This is a genomic window from Catellatospora chokoriensis, assembly GCF_011297315.1.
In the GTDB taxonomy this organism is placed as follows: domain Bacteria; phylum Actinomycetota; class Actinomycetes; order Mycobacteriales; family Micromonosporaceae; genus Catellatospora; species Catellatospora citrea.
Window position 1 is genome coordinate 18097 of sequence record NZ_JAAOTI010000027.1, and the last position, 19401, is coordinate 37497.

The 19401-nt window shown below is 72.2% G+C and carries 13 protein-coding genes; 4 read left to right on the forward strand and 9 right to left on the reverse strand.

Features of this window, described 5'->3' with window-relative positions:
• Positions 1 to 7 precede the first annotated feature (7 nt).
• The 4 genes from biuH to HAV39_RS32060 form a co-directional block, all read right to left on the reverse strand.
• On the reverse strand, positions 8 to 733 hold the full coding sequence (biuH, locus tag HAV39_RS32045; RefSeq protein WP_191842922.1) for a biuret amidohydrolase: 726 nt from the start codon (positions 731 to 733) through the stop codon (positions 8 to 10).
• Between the two features lie 84 nt (positions 734 to 817).
• Positions 818 to 1468, reverse strand: a complete 651-nt coding sequence (locus HAV39_RS32050; protein ID WP_191842923.1) for a GntR family transcriptional regulator — start codon at positions 1466 to 1468, stop codon at positions 818 to 820.
• Between the two features lie 53 nt (positions 1469 to 1521).
• On the reverse strand, positions 1522 to 3147 hold the full coding sequence (gene atzF, locus HAV39_RS32055) for an allophanate hydrolase (protein WP_191842924.1): 1626 nt from the start codon (positions 3145 to 3147) through the stop codon (positions 1522 to 1524).
• A 182-nt stretch (positions 3148 to 3329) separates the two neighbouring features.
• The gene (locus HAV39_RS32060) at positions 3330 to 3752 is read right to left on the reverse strand and encodes a hypothetical protein (RefSeq protein WP_191842925.1); all 423 of its coding nucleotides are present in this window, start codon (positions 3750 to 3752) and stop codon (positions 3330 to 3332) included.
• A gap of 123 nt (positions 3753 to 3875) precedes the next feature.
• Here HAV39_RS32060 and HAV39_RS32065 point away from each other — a divergent pair, with 123 nt between their 5' ends.
• The gene (locus HAV39_RS32065; protein WP_191842926.1) at positions 3876 to 4700 is read left to right on the forward strand and encodes a hypothetical protein; all 825 of its coding nucleotides are present in this window, start codon (positions 3876 to 3878) and stop codon (positions 4698 to 4700) included.
• Between the two features lie 85 nt (positions 4701 to 4785).
• The gene (locus HAV39_RS32070; protein ID WP_191842927.1) at positions 4786 to 6111 is read left to right on the forward strand and encodes a lactate 2-monooxygenase; all 1326 of its coding nucleotides are present in this window, start codon (positions 4786 to 4788) and stop codon (positions 6109 to 6111) included.
• 6 nt (positions 6112 to 6117) lie between these two features.
• On the opposite strand, the gene HAV39_RS43420 is transcribed toward HAV39_RS32070, so the two are convergent.
• Positions 6118 to 11013: a diguanylate cyclase domain-containing protein gene (locus HAV39_RS43420; protein WP_191842928.1), complete on the reverse strand. Its 4896-nt coding sequence runs from the start codon at positions 11011 to 11013 to the stop codon at positions 6118 to 6120.
• A gap of 122 nt (positions 11014 to 11135) precedes the next feature.
• On the reverse strand, positions 11136 to 11651 hold the full coding sequence (locus tag HAV39_RS32080) for a DUF2199 domain-containing protein (RefSeq protein WP_191842929.1): 516 nt from the start codon (positions 11649 to 11651) through the stop codon (positions 11136 to 11138).
• 230 nt (positions 11652 to 11881) lie between these two features.
• Here HAV39_RS32080 and HAV39_RS32085 point away from each other — a divergent pair, with 230 nt between their 5' ends.
• The gene (locus HAV39_RS32085) at positions 11882 to 12934 is read left to right on the forward strand and encodes a LacI family DNA-binding transcriptional regulator (protein ID WP_191842930.1); all 1053 of its coding nucleotides are present in this window, start codon (positions 11882 to 11884) and stop codon (positions 12932 to 12934) included.
• A gap of 114 nt (positions 12935 to 13048) precedes the next feature.
• On the opposite strand, the gene HAV39_RS32090 is transcribed toward HAV39_RS32085, so the two are convergent.
• The 3 genes from HAV39_RS32090 to HAV39_RS32100 form a co-directional block, all read right to left on the reverse strand.
• Positions 13049 to 13609: a DUF305 domain-containing protein gene (locus HAV39_RS32090; RefSeq protein WP_191842931.1), complete on the reverse strand. Its 561-nt coding sequence runs from the start codon at positions 13607 to 13609 to the stop codon at positions 13049 to 13051.
• A gap of 181 nt (positions 13610 to 13790) precedes the next feature.
• Entirely contained in the window at positions 13791 to 14993 is a 1203-nt protein-coding gene (locus HAV39_RS32095; RefSeq protein ID WP_239121017.1) for a DUF1996 domain-containing protein, read from the reverse strand.
• 179 nt (positions 14994 to 15172) lie between these two features.
• Complete coding sequence (locus HAV39_RS32100; protein WP_191842933.1) at positions 15173 to 17383, reverse strand: discoidin domain-containing protein; 2211 nt, start codon at positions 17381 to 17383, stop codon at positions 15173 to 15175.
• A gap of 701 nt (positions 17384 to 18084) precedes the next feature.
• On the opposite strand from HAV39_RS32100, the gene HAV39_RS32105 reads away from it, so the two are divergent.
• A complete protein-coding gene (locus HAV39_RS32105) occupies positions 18085 to 19383 on the forward strand; it encodes an ABC transporter substrate-binding protein (protein ID WP_120315625.1) in 1299 nt (432 codons plus the stop codon).
• The last annotated feature ends 18 nt before the right edge of the window (positions 19384 to 19401 follow it).

A 19401-nucleotide genomic window follows, 5' to 3' on the forward strand; every position in this document is an offset into this window, starting at 1 on the left:
CGGTGCGTCAGGAGGTGGTGGCCGCGATGACGTCGTCGGACGTCGCCACGCAGCCGAAGACGCCGCCCTGCATGGTGACCATGTGCAGGGCCGCGGCGTGGTTGCCGGGGTCGGTGGCGCCGGTGCAGTCGGACAGGATCAGGCACTCGTAGCCGCGGTCGTTGGCCTCGCGCATGGTGGTGTGCACGCAGACGTCGGTGGTGATGCCGGTCAGGATCAGGTGCGTGATGCCGCGGGTGCGCAGCACCAGGTCCAGGTTGGTGGCGTAGAACGCGCCCTTGCCGGGCTTGTCGACGACCACCTCGCCGCGCGCCGGGGCGACCTCGGGCACGATCTCCCAGCCCGGCTCGCCTTTGATCAGGATGCGCCCGCACGGGCCGGGCCCGCCGATCTCCGCGCCGATCCGCGCCGAGCGCCAGCGCTTGTTGGCGGGCAGGTCGGACAGGTCCGGGTCGTGGCCCTCGCGGGTGTGCACGACCAGCATGCCCAGCGAGCGCACGTGGTCGAGCAGCTTGGCGGTGGCGGGCAGCCCGGCGCGGGTCAGCGCGATGTCGTAGCCCATCGCGTCGACGTAGCCGCCCGGCCCGCAGAAGTCGGTCTGCCAGTCGATGCACAGCAGCGCCGTCCGTGCGACGGGCACCGAGCCGTCGTACGGCCACCGGTACGGCTCGGCCTGCACCGGCCCGATGCGTACGCCGGTCGGCGGATCAGGTTGGGGCACCAGGGTTTGCATACTGTCGATTGTCGACCGAACTGTTTCGGAGTCTGGTCGCCTCGGTAACGCTTGCATGACCTGGTGCCCCGATGGGACGAGTGGCTACAGATAGGACCTCGCGCCGTGCCCCGCGAGCGCGGTGAGGACCGCGGCCGGGTCGCCGGTCGCGACCGCCTCCAGCAGGCGTTCGTGCCGGTGCACCCCGTCGTCGGCGTGCGCCAGCTCGGCCTCGCGGCGCAGGTTGATCGCCATGTACAGCTGGAGCTTCACCAGGATCGACTCGTAGATCGCGGTGAGCTGCCCGTTGCCCGACAGCGCGACCAGGCTGACGTGGAAGGCCCGGTGCGCGTTGGCGACCTCCAGCTGGTCGCCGGTCGCGGCGGCGTCCCGCATCCGGTCCACGGTCGCGCGCAGCCCGTCGAGCTTGACGGGAGCACGCGGCGCCTGCTCGACCGCGTGGCGTTCCAGCATGTCGCGGACGGCGTACAGCTCCTGCACGTCCCGGTCGGACAGGGTGGCCACCCGAGCCCCGCGCCGAGGCACGTGCTCGACCAGGCCCTGCTGCCCCAGCAGGCGCAGCGCTTCGCGCAGCGGCGCCCGGCTGATGCCCAGCCGGCGGGTCAGCTGCTCCTCGACCAGGCGCTCGCCCGGCTCGGAGCGTCCGCTGAGGATCTCGCGGCGCAGCCGGGTCACCGCGAGCTCGACCAGGCTGTAGCTCTCGATCTCGCCGTTCGCGGGGGCCGTGTCCGTCACGGCACCGAGTGCGCCAGCACCCTGCCGTCCGGCGATCACGCGGCCGGGTGCCGTCACGGCGCGACCGGGCTGTTGGCCGCCCGCCAACCGCCGAAGTGGGTGATGTCGGCCGCGCCGCCCAGCCGCGGGGCCTCGGCGATGAAGCCGGTGACCTCGCTGCCGTCGTCGAGCACCACCCGGCCCAGTCCGAGCGGCGCGGGCACGCTGCCCAGCAGCGTCCCGAGACCCTGCTCGGGCAGGTCGTACACCTCGACCGCGATGCCTGCCGCAGGCCCGTCCCCGGTGTGCACCAGCGCCGGACGGTGCACCCCCGGTCCGGACAGGTGGTAGAGCCGGTAGCCGCCCGCCGTGCGAGCCCGGTAGGCCAGCCGCGCGCCCAGCCCGACCAGCTGCGGGTGCAGCGGCATCCCGGTCAGGTGCGCGCCCACCACCGCGACCCGCGCCCCCGCCGCGGCCCGCTCCGGCGGCCGCCCGCCGGTCCAGCGTTCGGCCAGGTCGAGCAGCGGCTCGTCGGCGAATGCGGGCGCGATCAGCTGCACGCCGAACGGCAGGCCGTCGTCCCGTTCCCCGGCGGGCACCGCCACGGCGCACAGGTCGAGCAGGTTCACGAAGTTGGTGTACGTGCCCAGCCGCGAGTTCACCGCGACCGGCGCGGCCGCCACCTCGTCGAACGTCGGATGCCCCGGCGTGACCGGCAGCAGCAGCGCGTCGATGTCGTACCAGACGTGCTCGGTCGCCCGGCGCAGCGCCGCGAGCCGGTCGGCGGCGGCGAACGCGTCCGCGGCGCGCAGGTCCCGTCCGGGCAGCACGATGCCGCGCACGGTCGGGTCCAGGTGCGGCCCGTCGGGTTCGAGCAGGCCGCCGAACGCGGCCCAGCGCTCGGCGACCCACGGGCCCTCGTACAGCAGCCGCGCCGCCGCCAGGAACGCCGACACGTCCACCGGCACCACGTGCGCGGCGACGCCGCGGGCCTGCGCCAGGGCCCGCTGCCAGGCCGCGGCGTGCGCGGGGTCGAGATCGAGATCCCCGGCCGGTACGCCGACGACGCGCATCCGCGCGGCGACCCCCGGCGGCGGCAGCGGCGGCCGCGGCCGCGACCACGGATCGTCGACGTCGTAGGCGGCCAGCGCGGCCAGGGCCGTCCGTGCCTCGGCGACGGTCCGGGTGAACGTGGTCACGCAGTCCAGCGAGCGGCAGGCGGGCAGCAGGCCGGTGGTGGAGACCAGCCCACGGGTCGGTTTGAGCCCGACGAGGCCGTTGAAGGCCGCCGGCACCCGGCCGGAACCGGCGGTGTCGGTGCCGAGGGCGAGCTCGGCCTCGCCTGTCGCGACGGCGATCGCGCTGCCGGAACTGCTGCCGCCGCTGACGTGCGCCGGATCGGCCACGCTGTGGCAGGCCCCGTACGGGGTGCGGGTGCCGACCAGGCCGGTGGCGAACTGGTCCATGTTGGTCTTGCCGACGGGGATCGCGCCCGCGTCGATCAGCCGGGTCACCGCGACCGCGGACGACGCGGCCGGGGCGTCCAGCGCGGGGCAGGCGGCCGTGGTCGGCACCCCGGCCAGGTCGAGGTTGTCCTTGATCGCCAGCCGGGCCCCGGCCAGCGGGCCGCCGGGGCTGTCCCGCCGGTACGCGGCGACGGCGGCGTCGGGGAGTCTGGTGATCCAGAGAGGTTGTCCCATGGCGTGGCTCCGATCGGAGTCGGGCGGCCGCGCCTGCCACCTCGACGGGTGGCCGTGCGCCGGTCCACGCCGCGCCGTGGGAGGGCTGCGGTCCGCGGGTCCAAGAAGCACACGATCGGGCTGTGACAGCGGCAGGACGGCCGCGTTGCGTACCCGTTAAGAACCGCTCACCGCGACCCGGTTCACTCGCGGGTGAAGAAGCAGACGCCGCCGGAGTCGGTGTCGCCGAACACGTAGACGATCTCGTCGTCCTGCGCGCCCCAGTCCTGCAGCATCTCGCCGTACGGGTGGTACGCCAGGTTCAGCCGCTGGTAGGGGTCCAGGAGCTCGGGCTCGTCCAGTGTCCAGAGGCCCTCGCCGTCCGCGCCGGACGCGTGGTCGCCGTCGCCGTCGGCGCAGTCGCCCAGGGAGTGGGTGCTGAACGTGTGATCGGCGCGCAGCACCAGCCGCGCGCCTGCCTCGCTCACCCAGGTGCCGACGACGTCGCCGTCGGCGAGGTCGGGCGCGAAGCCGATCGGGCCCGCGTTGCCGCAGCAGCACGCGCAACCGCCGAGCAGCATCAGCACTGCGAGCCACCGCCCGAAGGACTGCCACGTCAAGGTCACCGCGTCAGGGTAGGGCAGACCCCGACGGCGCGGGAGCCCGCCGACACCCGGCGATCCGCGCGGGACGGTGTCGGGATCGGACGGCGGGTACGGTGTGGGTGGGCCGCCAGGGAGGGAGCACGGATGGACGTGCGCGACGCGCCCCGCCGCTACGCCGACGCGCTGCTGTTCGTCACGGAGGTCACCCGGGCCGCGACCCGGTCGCCGGGCGGCTGGCTCTACGAGGAGGGCCTGACCGATCCCCTGTACACGAGCCTGCTCGACGGCCAGTCGAAGTGGGAGTGGTCGGACGACCGGCAGGACGTGGACCTGATCGCGGGCGGCCCGCTGCGGGCCGTCGTCGACTTCACCGCCCGCCGCCACGCGACGACCGTGCCGTGCACCGGCCCGCCGCCACTGGAGCTGTGGCCCGACTGCGCGGAGCGGCTGCGGCTGCTGCGCGAGGCGCTGACGTTCGCCACCGGCGCGGCCACCGACGCCTGGCGGTTCGTGCTGCACGAGGTGCTGGCCGGGTGGCTGTCCGCACGGCTGGACGACCTGCTGGCCCCGCCCCCGCCCGGCGAGACGCTGGGACAGCTGGAGCAGCGGCTGCGCGAGGCGGTGACGGTCTGCCACCGGTACCGGCTGGCGGTGCACGGGCTGTTCGGCGACCACCACTGGTCCGGCCGCGAGCCGCAGCCGTGGTGGTGCATCGCCGACGACCTGGCCGCCCACGCGACCCACGGCACCCCGGTGGTGCCCCCGGCGTACGTGTTCCGGCTGGACGAGGGCTCCGCGCACGACGGCCTGGCGACCCTGTTCGTGGCCACCACCGCGCTCCATCCGGTGCTCCGGCACCAGGTCACCATCACGTCCGGCCTGCCCAAACTGCCCGGCGACGCCGGTCCGGAGACCGTCCAGGCGGCCCGCGGTGCGCTCGCCGTGCTCGCCCGGCACCGCGCTGCCTGACCGCGCGCCGGGATGGCATGATCTGCGGACCGCCGCGAGCCCGCCGGGCGCGGCGGACCAGCCGACGCACCCCAGCGAGGACCCGATGAGCGACCCCGGTCACCTGCCGCCCGCCGACGACACCGACCCGGCCGTGCGCGCCGCCGGCGGCTGGGGCAGGCTGCGGCAGGGCGTGATCTACCGCGACGGGGTCAGCGGCGTCCGCCCGACCGTGCCGACGGCGTTCCCCGAGCTGGAGCGCCGTGCCGCCCGGGTGCTGTCGGCCAAGGCGTACGCCTACGTCGCGGGCAGCGCCGGCCTGGAGAGCACCGCCGACGCCAACCGCCGCGCCCTGGACCGCCACCACATCGTGCCCCGGATGCTGCGCGACGTGTCGGCGCGCGACCTCTCCGTCGAGCTGTTCGGCCGCCGCCTGGCGTCGCCGCTGCTGCTGGCCCCGATCGGCGTGCTCGAACTGGTCCACCCCGAGGCCGACGTGGCCGTGGCGCGGGCCGCGGCGGCGGAGGGCGTGCCGTACATCCTGTCCACGCAGGCGTCCCGGCCGATGGAGCAGTGCGCGGCCGCGATGGGCGACGCCCCGCGCTGGTTCCAGCTGTACTGGAGCAAGTCCGAGGAGCTGGTGGCGAGCTTTCTGGCCCGGGCGGAGGCGGCCGGCTGCGAGGCGCTCGTGGTCACCCTCGACACGACCGTGCTCGGCTGGCGCGCCCGCGACCTGGACCTCGGGTCGCTGCCGTTCAGCCAGGGCCAGGGCATCGCGCAGTACACCAGCGACCCGGTGTTCCGGCGGCTGGCAGCCGAACGGGCCGGGCAGCCGAAGACCGGGCCGAAGCCGAAGGTCACGCCCGCGGCGGTGCGCTCGCTGTTCTCGATCGCGCGCACCCACCCCGGGCCGATGCTGCGCAACCTGCGCTCGCCGCTGCCGCGTGCCGCGGTCGAGACGTTCCTCGACATCTTCTCCCGGCAGGACCTCACCTGGGGCGACCTGGCCCGGCTGCGCTCGATGACCCGGCTGCCGATCCTGCTCAAGGGCCTGCAGCACGCCGACGACGCGCGCCGGGCACTGGCCGCCGGGGTGGACGGGGTGATCGTGTCCAACCACGGCGGCCGCCAGGTCGACGGCGCGACCGGCTCGCTGGACGCGCTGCCGGGCATCGTCGAGGCGGTCGGCGGACGGGTGCCGGTGCTGTTCGACAGCGGCGTGCGCGGCGGCGCGGACGTGTTCAAGGCGCTGGCCCTGGGCGCGCGGGCGGTCTGCGTGGGCCGTCCCTACTGCTACGGCCTGGCCCTGGCGGGCGCGGACGGCGTACGCCAGGTGATCCAGAACCTGCGCGCCGAGCTGGACCTGACGATGGCCCTGACCGGCTGCGCGAGCCTCGCCGACCTCACACCGGACCTGCTCGCGCCGGCCTAGCCCCGATCAGGGCGCAACGGCGGCGGCGCGGACCTGGTCGCGGCCGTTGCGCTTGGCGCGGTACAGCTCGACGTCGGCGAGACCGACCAGGTCGTCGGGGTCGCGGTCGGGGCGCGGCGTCATCGCGGCCACGCCGATGCTGACCGTGACGATGCCCGAGCGGGCGAGCACGTGCGGCTCGGCGAGGTCGGAGATCGCGATGCGCAGCCGCTCGGCGGCCCCGCGGGCGGCCTCGGTGCCGAGGCCGGGCATGACCACCGCGAACTCCTCGCCGCCGTAGCGGGCGACCAGGTCACCGGCGCGCAGGTTGCGGGTCAGCTCGGCGGCGACGCGCTGCAGGCAGTCGTCGCCCGCGGGGTGGCCGTAGTGGTCGTTGTAGAGCTTGAAGTGGTCGATGTCGACCATCGCCAGCGCCAGCGACCGGCCGCTGTGCAGCGCGCTGTCCCACTCGGCGTGCAGGATGTCCTCCAGCCGCCGCCGGTTGGCCAGCGCGGTGAGCGCGTCGGTGGTGCTGAGCAGTTCGAGCCGCCGGTTGGCCGCGGTCAGCTCCTCGGTGCGCTGGGCGACCTTGCGCTCCAGCGACGCGTACACCGAGGCGTTGTCCAGCGACACCGCGAGCTGCCCCGCGACCAGCCGGACCGCGTCGAGGCGCTCGGCGGAGAACGCCTCCCGGATGAGATGGTTCTCCAGCACCAGCAGGGCCTGCCGTTCGCCCCGGCTGGCGATCGGCACGACCAGCAGCGAGCAGCAGTCCAGCTCGGCGAAGTAGGGGTCGCGGGAGAAGCGGTCGTCACGGGTGGCGTCGCCGACGACGAGCGGCTCGCGGGTGCGCTCGACGTAGCGGATCACCGAGGCGGGCACAGCGGGCCGCCCGTCGTCCGGGAGCGCCTCGGGCACCGACCAGCGCTGCCGGTCGTCGTCCCACAGCAGCAGGTGGACGGCGGTCGCGCCGGTCATCTCGCTGAGCACGTCGACGACGCGGGCGCGTACGCCCTCGAAGGTGGTCTGCGAGCTCAGCGCCTGGGAGGCGGCGAGGATGGCCAGCAGGTCGATGGTGCCCGACAGCACGGGTGCCTGCGGGCCGACGTCGGCCGGCTGCCCGCTGGTCGGCGGGCGCAGGCCGGACAGCCACGGTGCGGTCGGATGGGTGCGGTCGAGCTGGGCGACCTTCGCCCGGGCGCCCCAGGTGAGGTACGCGTGCCGGGCCGAGTTGAGGATGCTGGTCCCGGCCACCTCCATGCCGTGGGCCAGGTAGAACCGGGCGGCCCGTTCCAGGGCCAGGGCCTGGTGCCACGGCCGCCCCCGACCGGCGACCTCGTGCTGGGCCGCGTCGTAGGACTGCGCGGCGGTCTGGAAGTCGCCGCGGGCCCAGGCGCGTTCGGCCTGCAGGAGCAGCAGGGTGTGGGAGAAGTTGACCGGGGCGTCCGCGGCCCGGGCGGCGAACCAGTCCACGGTCCTGTCGAGTTCGGACAGCCGGGCCGCCCGCTCGCCGGGTGCCCCGGTCCGGGCCTGCTCGGCCAGGTCGAGTCCGCGCAGCAGGCGGGCCTGGGCGACGGGGTACACCGACGGGTTCACCGGCAGCAGCGCCGTGGCGGCCTCGATGTGGTGGTGCAGGGCGGGCATGTCGTCGAGCAGCGCTGCCGCGAGCGCCCTGGTGACGTGCACGTTAGACACGGCCACCGGGTTGCCCGCGAGCGCTTCGGGCAGCGGTTCCGCGCCGGCGCCCGGCTCGACGGGCTCGCCGCGCAGCATGCCGGCCAGCTGGCGGTAGGGCAGGTAGACGTCCGTGGACTGGTCGTTGCCGGTGCGGGTGGCGAACGCCAGCCCGGCGTCGACCTCGGTGAGGTAAACGTCCAGGGTGGGGGCGTAGTCGAGCAGCTCGTACACGGAGACGTAGAAGGTGTGGCAGGCCTTCTGCAGGTCGCCGCCGTGCAGCAGGCCTTCACGGGCCAGCTGCGCCTGCTGCACGGTGTCCTCCAGCGACTCGTACCAGTGGCCGGTGCTCAGCGCGTACAGGAAGCGGGCCTGCGAGGTGTCGGGTTCGTAACCGCGGGCCTCGCCGACGGCGATCACCCGCAGCAGGGCCCGATGCCCCGTGCGGTAGTCGCCGCACCGGCCGACGGTGACGAAGGTGAGGTGGGCGACCGGCCCGACCAGGGTCGAGATCGGACCGTGCCGCACCCACAAACGCAGCGCCTGCAGCGTGAGCCAGGCGAGGGTGTCCTGGTTGCTGAAGAACGCCGGGGCCATCATGCGGTTGATCAGCGCGGCGGTGGCCAGCAGGTCCGGCTCGGTCACCTCGGGGCGGCGCAGGTCGTCGGCGGCGTCGCCGTCCAGCCAGCGGTGCAGCAGGTCGAGCCCTTCGTCGATCTCGGCCTGCACCCGCTCCGGCGGCGGCGCGGCGAAACCGAGGTGGCCCAGCATCTCCAGGCCCAGCGCGACCGCCTCGGCGGCGCGGCCCTGGTTGGTCAGGCCGCTCACCTGGACCAGGGTGGCGTCGGCGTGCTGGGCGGGATGGTGGCACAGCCGGTCGATGGCCGCGTACACGTCGTCGGCCTCGTCGAGCCGGCCCAGGCTGTAGAGCGAGGCGTGCCGCAGGGTCTGCAACCTGATCAGGTTGTGCCGGTCGGCCGGGTCGGCGTAGTCCACCGCGACGGCCAGGTAGCGCTCGGCCATGGTGTGGTTGCTCACCACCAGCGCCTGGTCGGCGGCGTACGCGAGCAGGTCGCTGACCAGACGGCGTTCGTCCGGCTCGTGCACGTGCTCGGCGACCGCGTAGTACTGGTGCGCGGCGACCTCGGCGTACTCGGGGTACGGGGCCAGCCGGCGGGCCAGGCCGAGGTGCAGGGCCGACGTCGCGGCGGGGGTGAGGCCGTCGAGGATCGCCTGGTGGACGCGGTCGTGGCGGAACCGGACGGCGTCGGCGGGCTCGCCGGGCTCCAGCACCAGCAGGCCCTCGTCGAGGGCCGGCGCGAGCAAGTCCTCGGTCTCGGTGCCGGGGTGCCCGTCGGCGATCGACAGCAGGTCCATGTCCGCCCGCCCGCCGAGGCAGGCCATGATCTCGACCAGCAGCCGGGTACGGGTCGGCAGGCCGCGCAGCCGCGTGGTCCACGGGTCGACGACGTTGGCCTGGCGCAGATGCCGGGACAGGTTGCCGGCGTCCCAGTTCCAGCCGCCCTCGTCGAGCACCAGCACGCCGCTGCGGCGCAGCGAGTTGATCAGCTCGACGGTGTCGTACGGGTTGCCCCGGGTGCGCTGGGCGACGGGTTCGGCCAGCGCCTCGGCGTCGGTCGCGTCGAGCTGCAGCAGGTCGCCGACGAGTTCGGCGGTGCTCGCCGGGGGCAGGTTGCCCAGCGTGATCCGCTGCGGCTCGACGCCCTGCTGCCGCCAGCGCGTGATCATGGCGGTGAGGGGATGGGTCGCGTCGACCTCGTCGTCGCGGTACGCCAGCACCAGCAGCAGGCCGTCCGGCGGGCCCTCGGACACCAGCATGTCGAGATAGCCGAGCGGGGTGCGGGTGGCCCACTGCAGGTCGTCGACGAACATGACGATCGGGCGTTTCGGCGACGCGACGGTGGTCAGCACGTCGACGCCGATCCGCTGCATGCGGGCCTGCGCGTAGAGCGCGTCGCCGATGGTGGGGTCCGGTTCGACGCCCATCAGCAGCCCCAACTCCGGTTGCACCGCGGCCAGCAGCCCGGCGTTGCGGCCCAGCACCTGCCGCAACCGCCGCCGCAGCTCGGCCACCTCCTCCTCGGGCTCGGCCAGCAGCAGCCGGCCCAGCGCGCGCATCGCCTGGCGGGTCCCGTCGAATTCGAGGTCGCGGCGGTGCTGGTCGTACTTGCCGGACACGAACCAGCCGCTGCTGCCGGAGGCGATCGGGCGCAGCTCGTCGACCAGCGAGGTCTTGCCGACCCCGGCCGGGCCGCTGACCAGCAGGCCGTGGCTGAGCCCGGTCATCGCGTCGGCGAACGCCGCGCCCAGCGCGCGGATCTCCGGGTCCCGGCCGATGATGCGCGACTGGGGGAGCAGCCGCAGCGGCACGTCGCCCGCGCCGACGCGCAGCGCCACCGTCTCACCCGGCGCGGCGGCGCGCAGCAGCGCGAGGTCGTACGCCAGCCCCTCGGCGGTCTGGTAGCGGTTGTCGGGCTCCTTCTCCAGCAGATGCATGATCACATCGGACAGCGCGACGGGCACGTCCGGATCGGCCTCGGCCGGCGGCACGGGCATCCGGGCCAGGTGCGCGTGGCTGAGCCGGAGCGGATCGCCGGTGCCGAACGGCGGCTCGCCGGTGACCATCTCGTACATGGTCGCGCCGAGGGAGTAGAGGTCGGCGCGCTGGTCGACGGGGCGGCCGGTGCGGCCGGTCTGCTCGGGCGCGAGGTAGGGCAGCGTGCCGACGATCTCGTTGTGGTGCGCGAACTCGGGCCTGATCTCGGCGAACGTGGACGCCAGCTCGAACTCGATCAGGAGCACGCCGCCGGCCGCGGTCAGCACGATCTTGCCGGGGCAGACGTCGCGGTGCACGACGTGGCGGCGGTGCACGGCGGCGAGGGCATCGGCGAGCCCCGAGGCGACGCTGAGCACCTCGGCCGTCGGCATGGGCATCGGCCGGCGGTCCATCGTCGTGCCGCCGGCGTCGCGCAGCACCAGCGCTCCCGGGATCACCGGCGTCGGCTCGACCTGCACGACGCCCTCTGCCCCGCGCAGCCGGCGCAGGATCGCCGTCTCGTGCTTGAGCCGCTTGAGCGCGTCAGGCCCGAGCGGCTGCTTGACCACGACCGTGCGGCGTCCGGGCAGGCGCAGCCGGTACGCCCGCATCCGGTCGCTTTCGTACAGCAGCTCGACCTGATCGGCGTCGACCGGCGGGCCTCCCGCCGGATGCTCGCCGCTGATGTCCATCGTCCGCCCCGGAATCAGTCAAACACCCCAGACCCGCCGAGAAGTAGCCGGATAACCTGAATTGTCCTCGGATACCAGAATAGAGCTTTTGTCACGATCATGCGGCCCGCCCGGCCGGGCGGTCAGCCCCGCCCGCCGTGCCACAGCAGTTCGGCGAGCTGCTGGACGCGGGCCACGGTGATGCCGGCGCGCTGGTCCACGGCGAGCGGGTGATCGGTGGGCTCGACCTCGACATACGGCTTGTGGCCCACCGGCCGGGTGTGCACGTTCGTCTTCAGGTTCAGCGTGCTCACCTGATATCCGGCCAGCTCGGTCGACAGCCAGCCGAAGTGCGGCGGCTCGGCTTCGCGGCCCGGCTCGTCCCACAGGTCGGTGGTGCGGGCGAAGCTGGCCGGGCTCAGCGACACCCACACGCCCCAGGCGAACACCTCGTCGCTGCCGAGGATCGGGATCTCGAGGTTGCCCTGGATGAAGAAGTGCCGGCCCGAGATGACGCACAGGTCGGGGGTCAGCTCGCTGTTCGGGTCGTCGTCCAGGATGTCCGTCCAGTGCGCCGGCGCCGCCGTGCGGTACGACAGTGGCAGGTCCTCGTGTCGCCGGCCGCACGATCCGCAGGTGTGGCCCGTGATGTTCCGCATTCGGCGACTTTAGGCGGTGCCGCACCGCGAAGGCCTTCATGGCGCACGGTCGGATCCGCGTTTCCCGTCAGAGCGCCGAAAAGGTTGCCACGGAACAGTTTGCCGTGATCAAGGTCAACCGGTTTAGTGCAGCCCAATGCGCATGCCGCACATTTCATCCCTGACCTGCAAAGGAATTACAAACGACCTTGGAGAGAGCGCTCCCTGGAATACCTGCTATAAATGACGTCATGACGAGTAGCCGACCCGACGGCCAGCGGTCCCCGACGCTGGAAGAGGTCGCCGAATGGGCGGGGGTCTCGCGCTCCACGGTCTCCCGGGTGATCAATGGTGTGTCCACCGTCGATCCCGAGTTGCGTGAACTGGTTCAGCGCGCGATCGACGCCACCGGCTACGTGCCGAACCTCGCGGCGCGGTCGCTGGTCACCCGGCGCACCGATTCGGTCGCGCTGGTGGTGTCCGAACCGGACGACCGCACCGAGCAGGCCGAGCCCTTCCTCAACCGGATCTTCACGGACCCGTTCCTGGGCCGGATCACCGCCGGGGCGCTGGAGGTGCTGCGGCCCGAGGGCATCCACCTGGTGATCATGCCGGCGGAGTCCCCCGCGCACCACCACGTGTTGCGCTACCTGCGTCAGGGGCACGTCGACGGGGTCCTGCTCATCTCCAGCAGCGACGAGGATCCGCTGCCGCAGCAGCTGTGCGACCTGGGCATCCCGGCCGTGCTGTCGGCCCGGCCGGGCAAGCCGCTGCCGATGAGCTACGTCGACGTCGAGCAGCAGGTCGGCGCGAAGCTCGCGGCCGAGCACCTGCTGGCGGTCGGGCGTCATCACCTGGCCACCATCTCCGGTCCGCTGGACATGCCGTCGAGCCAGGACCGCCTCGCCGGATTCCGGGCCGCGCTGGCCGTGCACGGGCATGCGTACGTGCCGTCGGCGGCCGGCAACTTCACCCGCGCCAGCGGCGAGCAGGCCGCGCGCGAGCTGTTCGCGGCGCACCCGGAGATCGACGGGCTGTTCGTGGCCAACGACCTGATGGCCGAGGGGGCCCTGCAGGCGCTGCGCGACCTGGGCCGCCGGGTGCCGGAGGACGTGGCGGTGGTGGGTTTCGACAACAGCATCGCCGCGCTGCAGTGCCGGCCCCAGCTGACCACCATCCACCAGCCGCTGGAGGAGATGGCGGCGGAGATGGCGCGGCTGCTGCTGGCCCGCATCGGCAAGGCCGACCCCAAGCCGCGTTCGGTGATCTTCCACCCCCGCCTGGTCAAGCGCGAATCCGCCTGACCGCCCCGCCCCGCCGAGCCCGGCCCACGAAGCGTGCGGGCACCGCCCGGCGAAGGACCTTGGCGGGCACCGGGCGGCGGTTGACGTCGGCGCGCATCGCCGGGCCGGGGCGGTTCATCGAGGGCTGGTCAGGGCGGTCAGGCGGTCGAGGTCGGTCTGGCGGGTGGACTCGACCGAGGCGGCCAGCGCCTTGACGGCCGGGTCTGCGCCGGCGGACTGCTCGGAGCCGGCCAGCATGCGGCACTGTTCGAAGTGCGCGCGCAGGCTGTCGGCCAGCATGGTGTCGAACGCCGCGCCCGATTTGGCGGCGAGCAGGGCCAGGTTCTCCTTGGTGATCATGCCGGGCATGTCGTGGCCCTCGTGCGGGTTGGTCTCCGGCGCGCCGGTCGCCTGCAACAGCTCCCGCAGCCGGACCACCTCCGCCTCGTGCCGCCGGGCCACGTCGGCGGCGAACGCGTTCAGTTCCCTGTCCGCGGCGCGCTGCGGGGCCAGCTCCAGCGCCGCCAGCATGCGCTGATCCAGCGCGATCATCAGCTGCGTCCAGGCGACGTCCGTGCTGATCGCCCCCGCCTCGGCGACCACCGGCGGGCTGACCGGCGCGACCGGCGCCGGCGACTCCCCGCCACAACCCGCGAGCAGCAACACCACCGCGCACGCGTACACCCTTGATCTCATCGCGGACCTCCCGGCTGCCGGCGGCGATCTTGCGCGAACTGTTGTCGAAATGTCTGTGGGGAGTGTGTCGTCCCCACCGTCCGTGCAAGATCGTCGCATGGCGGGGGTGGGGGCGGCACCGGCCGGGACGGGAGAGGGGGGCCGTCCCGGCCGGTGTCGTTTTCAGGTGCGGGGGGTCAGGTCAGGGGCGACCGTTGGCGCCGCACTTGATGATGGGGCGGATGCAGTCGCGGACGCGGCGGTCCATCTCTGCGGCGGGCCAGGCGTTGAAGAAGTCGCCGTGCATGGTGTATCCGCGGCCCGAGGACAGGCGGATCCGGGCGGGATCGCCGGTCACCGGGTAGCGGAGCACCTGGCGCAGCTTCGGCACCGGGACGGGGTGGGTGGACGGGCAGGCTCCGGCGACGGGGTACGCCATGTGGCTCTTGTGGTTGGCGGAGTCGAGGTTGACGCCGTCCCAGCACTGCGGGAAGTCGAGGTACGACTCCAGCATCGAGCCGGCCGGGCAGTTCACGAAGTCCTTGCCCGGTGGGATCTCGTTGTGGTGCAGGCAGGACCAGCGTGCGATGCTCTGGTCGCCGCTGGTGGCCTGGGCGTTGCCGGCCACGATGCGCAGGCCGACGGGCAGGGACTGGATCTGCGCGATGATGTCGTCGCGCACGCCCTCACCCAGGTAGTAGAAGGTCGTGCCGGTCGGGGCGACCGCCACGTTGTCGACGTACATGGTGGGCACCCAGTACGACGACAGGTCCTCGATCGGGTTGCAGTTGGTGCCCGCCGCGGCGAGGCTCGTGTACGTCGAGAACGCGTTGGTGGACGTGTTGCCCATGAAGTCGTGCATGTGCGACCCGCCGGGCAGGCCGGGGAAGACGATCGGGTCGTCCGGCAGGCGGTGCGTGAACGGGCAGTCGGCGAGGAACTCCGACACCCGGACGATCGGGCCGCCCCCGCCGCCCCCGCCGCCGCTGGACTCCCCGAACACCTGGAACTCCCACAGCGAGACACCCCACTGGGTGGCCCGCGCGGTCGCGTACAGGCGGACGTAGCGCGTCGTCACGTTGACGGTGAGGGACTGGTCTGCCCCGTTGTGGTTGGTCGTGGTGTGGAACGTGCTCCAGTTGTTGCCGTCGGCGGAGCTCTGCAGCTGGAAGTTGCGCGCGTACGCGCCCTCCCAGTCCAGGAGGATCCGGGTGATCGCCTGGCTGCTGCCGAGATCGATGCGGATCCATTGCGGGTCGGAGAATGCGCTGGACCAGCGGGTGCCGGCGTTGCCGTCGACCGCTGCCGAGCCGGGCGTGCCGCCGTTCTCGGTCGAGGAGACCGTGACCGGCTTGCCCTGGGAAAGTGAGATCTCGGCGGCGGCCGCACCACCGGTGGTTGTCACCAGGTAAGTTGCGAGGACGGCCGTGACAGTGGCGATGAGCCCGACGGCACGTAGCCGCCGGCGGCCAGGAATCGGTGCGAGACGATTCATGGTGAGCTCCCTACGGGAATGGGACGGACGGGTTTCCGTTGGGGGCAGGGGGCCCTGCGGGGCTGCGGGGCCCCCTGCCGGCGGTCTGCCTACTTGTAGACGCGGACGTAGTCGACCAGCATCTGAGCCGGGAACGGCGTGCTGGCGTCGGGCGAGCCGGGCCAGTCACCGCCCACGGCGAGGTTCAGGATCATGTAGTGCGGGTGGTCGTAGACCCACGGGCCGCGGGTCGCCTCCACGGTTGCCTTGCTCGCGTAGAACACCTCCGTGCTGTCGACGAAGAACCGGATCCCGTTGCTGTCCCACTGCGCGGCGTAGACGTGGTAATCGGCCGACAGGTCGATGCCCCACACCTTCTCGAAGCCGTAGCCGGCGCCACCGTTGTAGGCGGGGGCGTGCAGCGTGGTGTAGCTGCGGGTGGTGTCGCGGCCGAGGATCTCCATGATGTCGATCTCGCCGTTGTAGGGCCACGGGCGGCTCGTGGGCGGCAGGAAGTCGGCGCCCATCATCCAGAACGCCGGCCAGAAGCCGTTGCCCTTGGGCACCTTCACCCGGGCCTCGACCCGGCCGTACTGGAAGTGGAACTTGTTGCCCGTGTTCATCCGGTGCGACGTGTACTGCATGCCGCCGGCCGCCTCGCGGCGGGCCTCCATCACCAGCTGCCCGGAGCCGTTCATGTTCGCGTTGTTGTTGTTGGTGTAGTACTGCAGCTCGGCGTTCTGGCCGGTGCCGGTGTCGATGGTCCACTTGGACGCGTCCGGCTTGCTGCCCGCCGGGCCGTTGAACTCGTCCGAGAAGACCAGGTTGGTGGCCGGGAACGTCGGGTTGGCCGGCTGCGCCGGGGGCGTCGTCGGGGCGCCGCCGGTGCCGTAGACCTGGAACTCCCAGAGCGAGTAGCCGTAGCCGTTGGACCGGGCCGTGCCGTACATGCGCACGTAGCGGCCGGTGCCGTTGACGGTGATGTTCTGCTTGAACCCGGCGCTGGTGGTGGTGCTGTAGACGGTCGTCCAGTTCACCGCGTCAGCCGAGGTCTGCAGCTGGTAGGAGGTGGCGTACGCCGGGTCCCACTGCAGCACGACCCGCTTGATCTGGGCGGTCGCGCCCAGGTCGACGTAGATCCAGCCCGGGTCGGTCCAGGCCTGGGTGGCCCAGCGCGAGGCCGGGTCCAGGTCGAAGGCCCGCACCGGGAAGCACTGCCAGCACGCGCCGTCGTCCTGCGAGGAGGAGGCGAAACCAGGCTTGTTGTACGACAGCAGCACCTCCCCGCCCGGGTTGGGCGACGGCGAGGTGGGCGGAGAGGCCGACGGCGACGGCGACGCCGACGGCGATGCCGGCGGGGGCGACGACGGCGGGTTGCTCGGCGTGCCACCGGTGCGCACCGCGAACTCCCAGAGCGAGTAGCCCCACGCGGTGGCCCGCGCGGTGCCGTTCATGCGCACGTAGCGGCCGGTGCCGGAGACGGTCAGCGTCTGCGTGCCGCCGGTGCCGGTGGTGGTGCTGTAGATGTTCGTCCACGGGCCGGTGGCCGCGTTCGAGACCTGGATCCCGAACGCGGTCGCGTAGGCGCCCTCCCAGTTCAGCGTCACGCCGCAGATGTTCTGGCTGCTGCCCAGGTCCACCTGGACCCACTGCGGGTCGCTGAACGCGCTCGACCAGCGGGTGCCGGTGCTGCCGTCGAAGGCGTTGGCCGCGGCGAACGCGCCCTCCTGCGAGGAGGAGCTGGCCGGGCGGCCCAGAGCCGCGTTGGCCGTGCCGCAGCCACCGCCGCCGCCGATGATGCCGTACACCTGGAACTCGTAGAGCGAGTAGCCGTGGATGGTGGCGCGGGCGGTGCCGTTGACGCGCACGTACCGGCCGGAGCCGCTGACCGCGAGGGTCTGCACGCTGCCGGTGCCGGTGGTGGTGCTGTAGATGTTGGTCCAGCCGCCGGTGCCGGTGGCCGAGACCTGGACCTGGAACGCGGTGGCGTACGCCGCCTCCCAGCGCAGGACGACCTGGCTGACGGTGGCGGTCGCGCCCAGGTCGACCTGGATCCACTGCGGGTCGGAGAACGCGCTGGACCAGCGCGTGCCGTTGTCGCCGTCGACCGCCGCGGTGGCCGGGAAAACGGCGTTCTCGACCGACGAGGCGGTGACCGGCTTGCCCTGGGAGATCAGCGGATCGGCCGCGCTGGCCGAGCCGGCGACCACGGCCAGGTAGGACGAGGCGAGCACCGCGCCGAGGGTGGCGAGAACGGCGTACCAGCGCCTGCGAGTGGGGACGGAGCGCGGCGGGGCTGCCGCGTTCGGGACGGATCTCATGTCATCTCCTGTGGGATGGCTCGAGACCGCGAGGGCCGTGCTCCTCGCGGAAGGCCCGGAGGCGCTCCCGCCGATCGCGAATCGGAGTGACCCGCGGCAGCGCTTCCGGTACGCACGCGGCGGCCGCCCGCCGGCGGGACCGGAGCGTCGGGGCTGAGCCCGGTCCTGCGCGGCATGGCGACACCGTGTTGAGCGGCGGGTCGCCGCGTGCAACGACCTGTGCCCGAATGGGCGTCAAGTCGGACAAACAATGTGGGGGAGCGCTCTCTGAGCAGAATCGTCCAGGACCGCTCGGATGTCAATGGCGGTCACTGGACGGGCCGCGGCGGCGAACGCCGTTAACGTTCCGGAAATCGTCCGGTGATGTCAGGACGGGCAGCTAGGAGACCTTGCCGCGAGTCCGGGCGCCGGTGCCAAATCGGCACGATCGATGGTAGGTAACGGAAACGCCGCTCCGACTGCCTGGTCACGACACTTCTCGGCGTGTCGGCCGCGCCAGCGGGTGCGCAGGCGGGACGGCGTGTCGCGATCGGATGCGCGGTCGCGCTTTGTAACGAGACGGCAACGGCATCTTGACAGCCGAGCAGCATGAGACGAAATTCAGAGGCCATACCAGGGAGCGCTCTCTGGATGATCAACTGTAGGTGACCAGCGCTTCTGCTCGTGCTCGTGCCCGAATACCTGTTCCTGGAGGAGCTCCGATGCGTTCAGCACTATCCGGCGCCGGCCCACGGCGCCGTCTCGCGGCCGTGGCCGCTCCGCTGCTCGCCGCCGCGCTGGTGCTGGGCACCGCGGCCTGCGGTGGCAGTGACGACCCGGCGAAGCCGGGTGAGAAGGTCAAGCTCACGATCGCGACGTTCGGTGAGTTCGGGTACAAGGACCTGTACAAGGAGTACATGGCCGCGAACCCGAATGTGGAGATCGTGGAGCGGATCACCAAGGCCGAGGACCACCACAAGAACCTCGCCGCGCACCTGGCGACGAATACGGGTGCCGCGGACATCGAGGCGATCGAGGAGGGCTGGGCGGGTCAGTTCACGGCGAATCCGGGCAAGTTCTACAACTGGATGGATTACGGCGGCGGGGACATCAAGTCGCAGTGGCCGGCGTGGAAGTGGCAGCAGGGTTCCTCGGCCAAGGGCGAGGTCGTCGGTCTGGGCACGGATGTCGGTGGCATGGCGATGTGCTACCGCCGGGACATCTTCGAGAAGGCGGGTCTGCCGACCGATCGTGAGGCCGTGAGCAAGTTGTGGCCGACGTGGGAGGACTACATCGCCACGGGTGTGAAGTTCAAGAACGCCAACATCAAGGGCTCTTCGTGGATGGACGGGCCGACGATCATCTACCGTTCGATCCTGGGCCAGCAGCCGGTGGGTATCTACGACGCCGACAAGGTCGTCGTGGAGACCAACCCCGGCGTCAAGAAGGCGTGGGACCTGACGATCGACGCGATCAACAAGGGTCTGTCGGCGAAGATCGCGCCGTGGTCGGCGGACTGGAACGCCGGTATGGCCAAGGGTTCGTTCGTCACTCTCGCGTGCCCGTCGTGGATGATGGCCTACATCCAGAGCCAGGCCAAGGACTCCTCGGGTAAGTGGGACATCGCTGCGGTTCCTGGTGGTGGCGGTAACTGGGGTGGTTCGTTCCTGACGCTGCCCAAGCAGGGCAAGAACGTGCAGGAGGCTGCGAAGCTGGCGAAGTGGCTGGTGGCACCGGAGCAGCAGGCGAAGGTGTTCCGGGCGCTGGGTAACTTCCCGTCGACGGTGTCGCTGTACGAGGACGCGGTGATCAAGGACTTCAAGAACCCGTTCTTCAACAACGCGCCGGTGGGTCAGATCTTCTCGAACTCGGTGAAGACGATGGTGCCGCAGTACATGGGTCCGAAGTCCGGTGACATCAACACGGCGATTCAGAATGGTCTGACCCGTGTGGAGCAGGGCAAGCAGAAGCCTGACGAGGCCTGGACGCAGTCCGTCAAGGACGTCAACGCCCTCCTGTGACCTGACACCTCGGCCGGT

Bases quoted from the DNA above. Each gene is read 5' to 3' on its own strand.
- biuH (WP_191842922.1), bottom strand. From the start codon at position 733: ATGCAAACCCTGGTGCCCCAACCTGATCCGCCGACCGGCGTACGCATC.
- atzF (WP_191842924.1), bottom strand. From the start codon at position 3,147: ATGGGACAACCTCTCTGGATCACCAGACTCCCCGACGCCGCCGTCGCC.
- HAV39_RS32065 (WP_191842926.1), top strand. From the start codon at position 3,876: ATGGACGTGCGCGACGCGCCCCGCCGCTACGCCGACGCGCTGCTGTTC.
- HAV39_RS32070 (WP_191842927.1), top strand. From the start codon at position 4,786: ATGAGCGACCCCGGTCACCTGCCGCCCGCCGACGACACCGACCCGGCC.
- HAV39_RS43420 (WP_191842928.1), bottom strand. From the start codon at position 11,013: ATGGACATCAGCGGCGAGCATCCGGCGGGAGGCCCGCCGGTCGACGCC.
- HAV39_RS32080 (WP_191842929.1), bottom strand. From the start codon at position 11,651: ATGCGGAACATCACGGGCCACACCTGCGGATCGTGCGGCCGGCGACAC.
- HAV39_RS32085 (WP_191842930.1), top strand. From the start codon at position 11,882: ATGACGAGTAGCCGACCCGACGGCCAGCGGTCCCCGACGCTGGAAGAG.
- HAV39_RS32090 (WP_191842931.1), bottom strand. From the start codon at position 13,609: ATGAGATCAAGGGTGTACGCGTGCGCGGTGGTGTTGCTGCTCGCGGGT.
- HAV39_RS32100 (WP_191842933.1), bottom strand. From the start codon at position 17,383: ATGAGATCCGTCCCGAACGCGGCAGCCCCGCCGCGCTCCGTCCCCACT.
- HAV39_RS32105 (WP_120315625.1), top strand. From the start codon at position 18,085: ATGCGTTCAGCACTATCCGGCGCCGGCCCACGGCGCCGTCTCGCGGCC.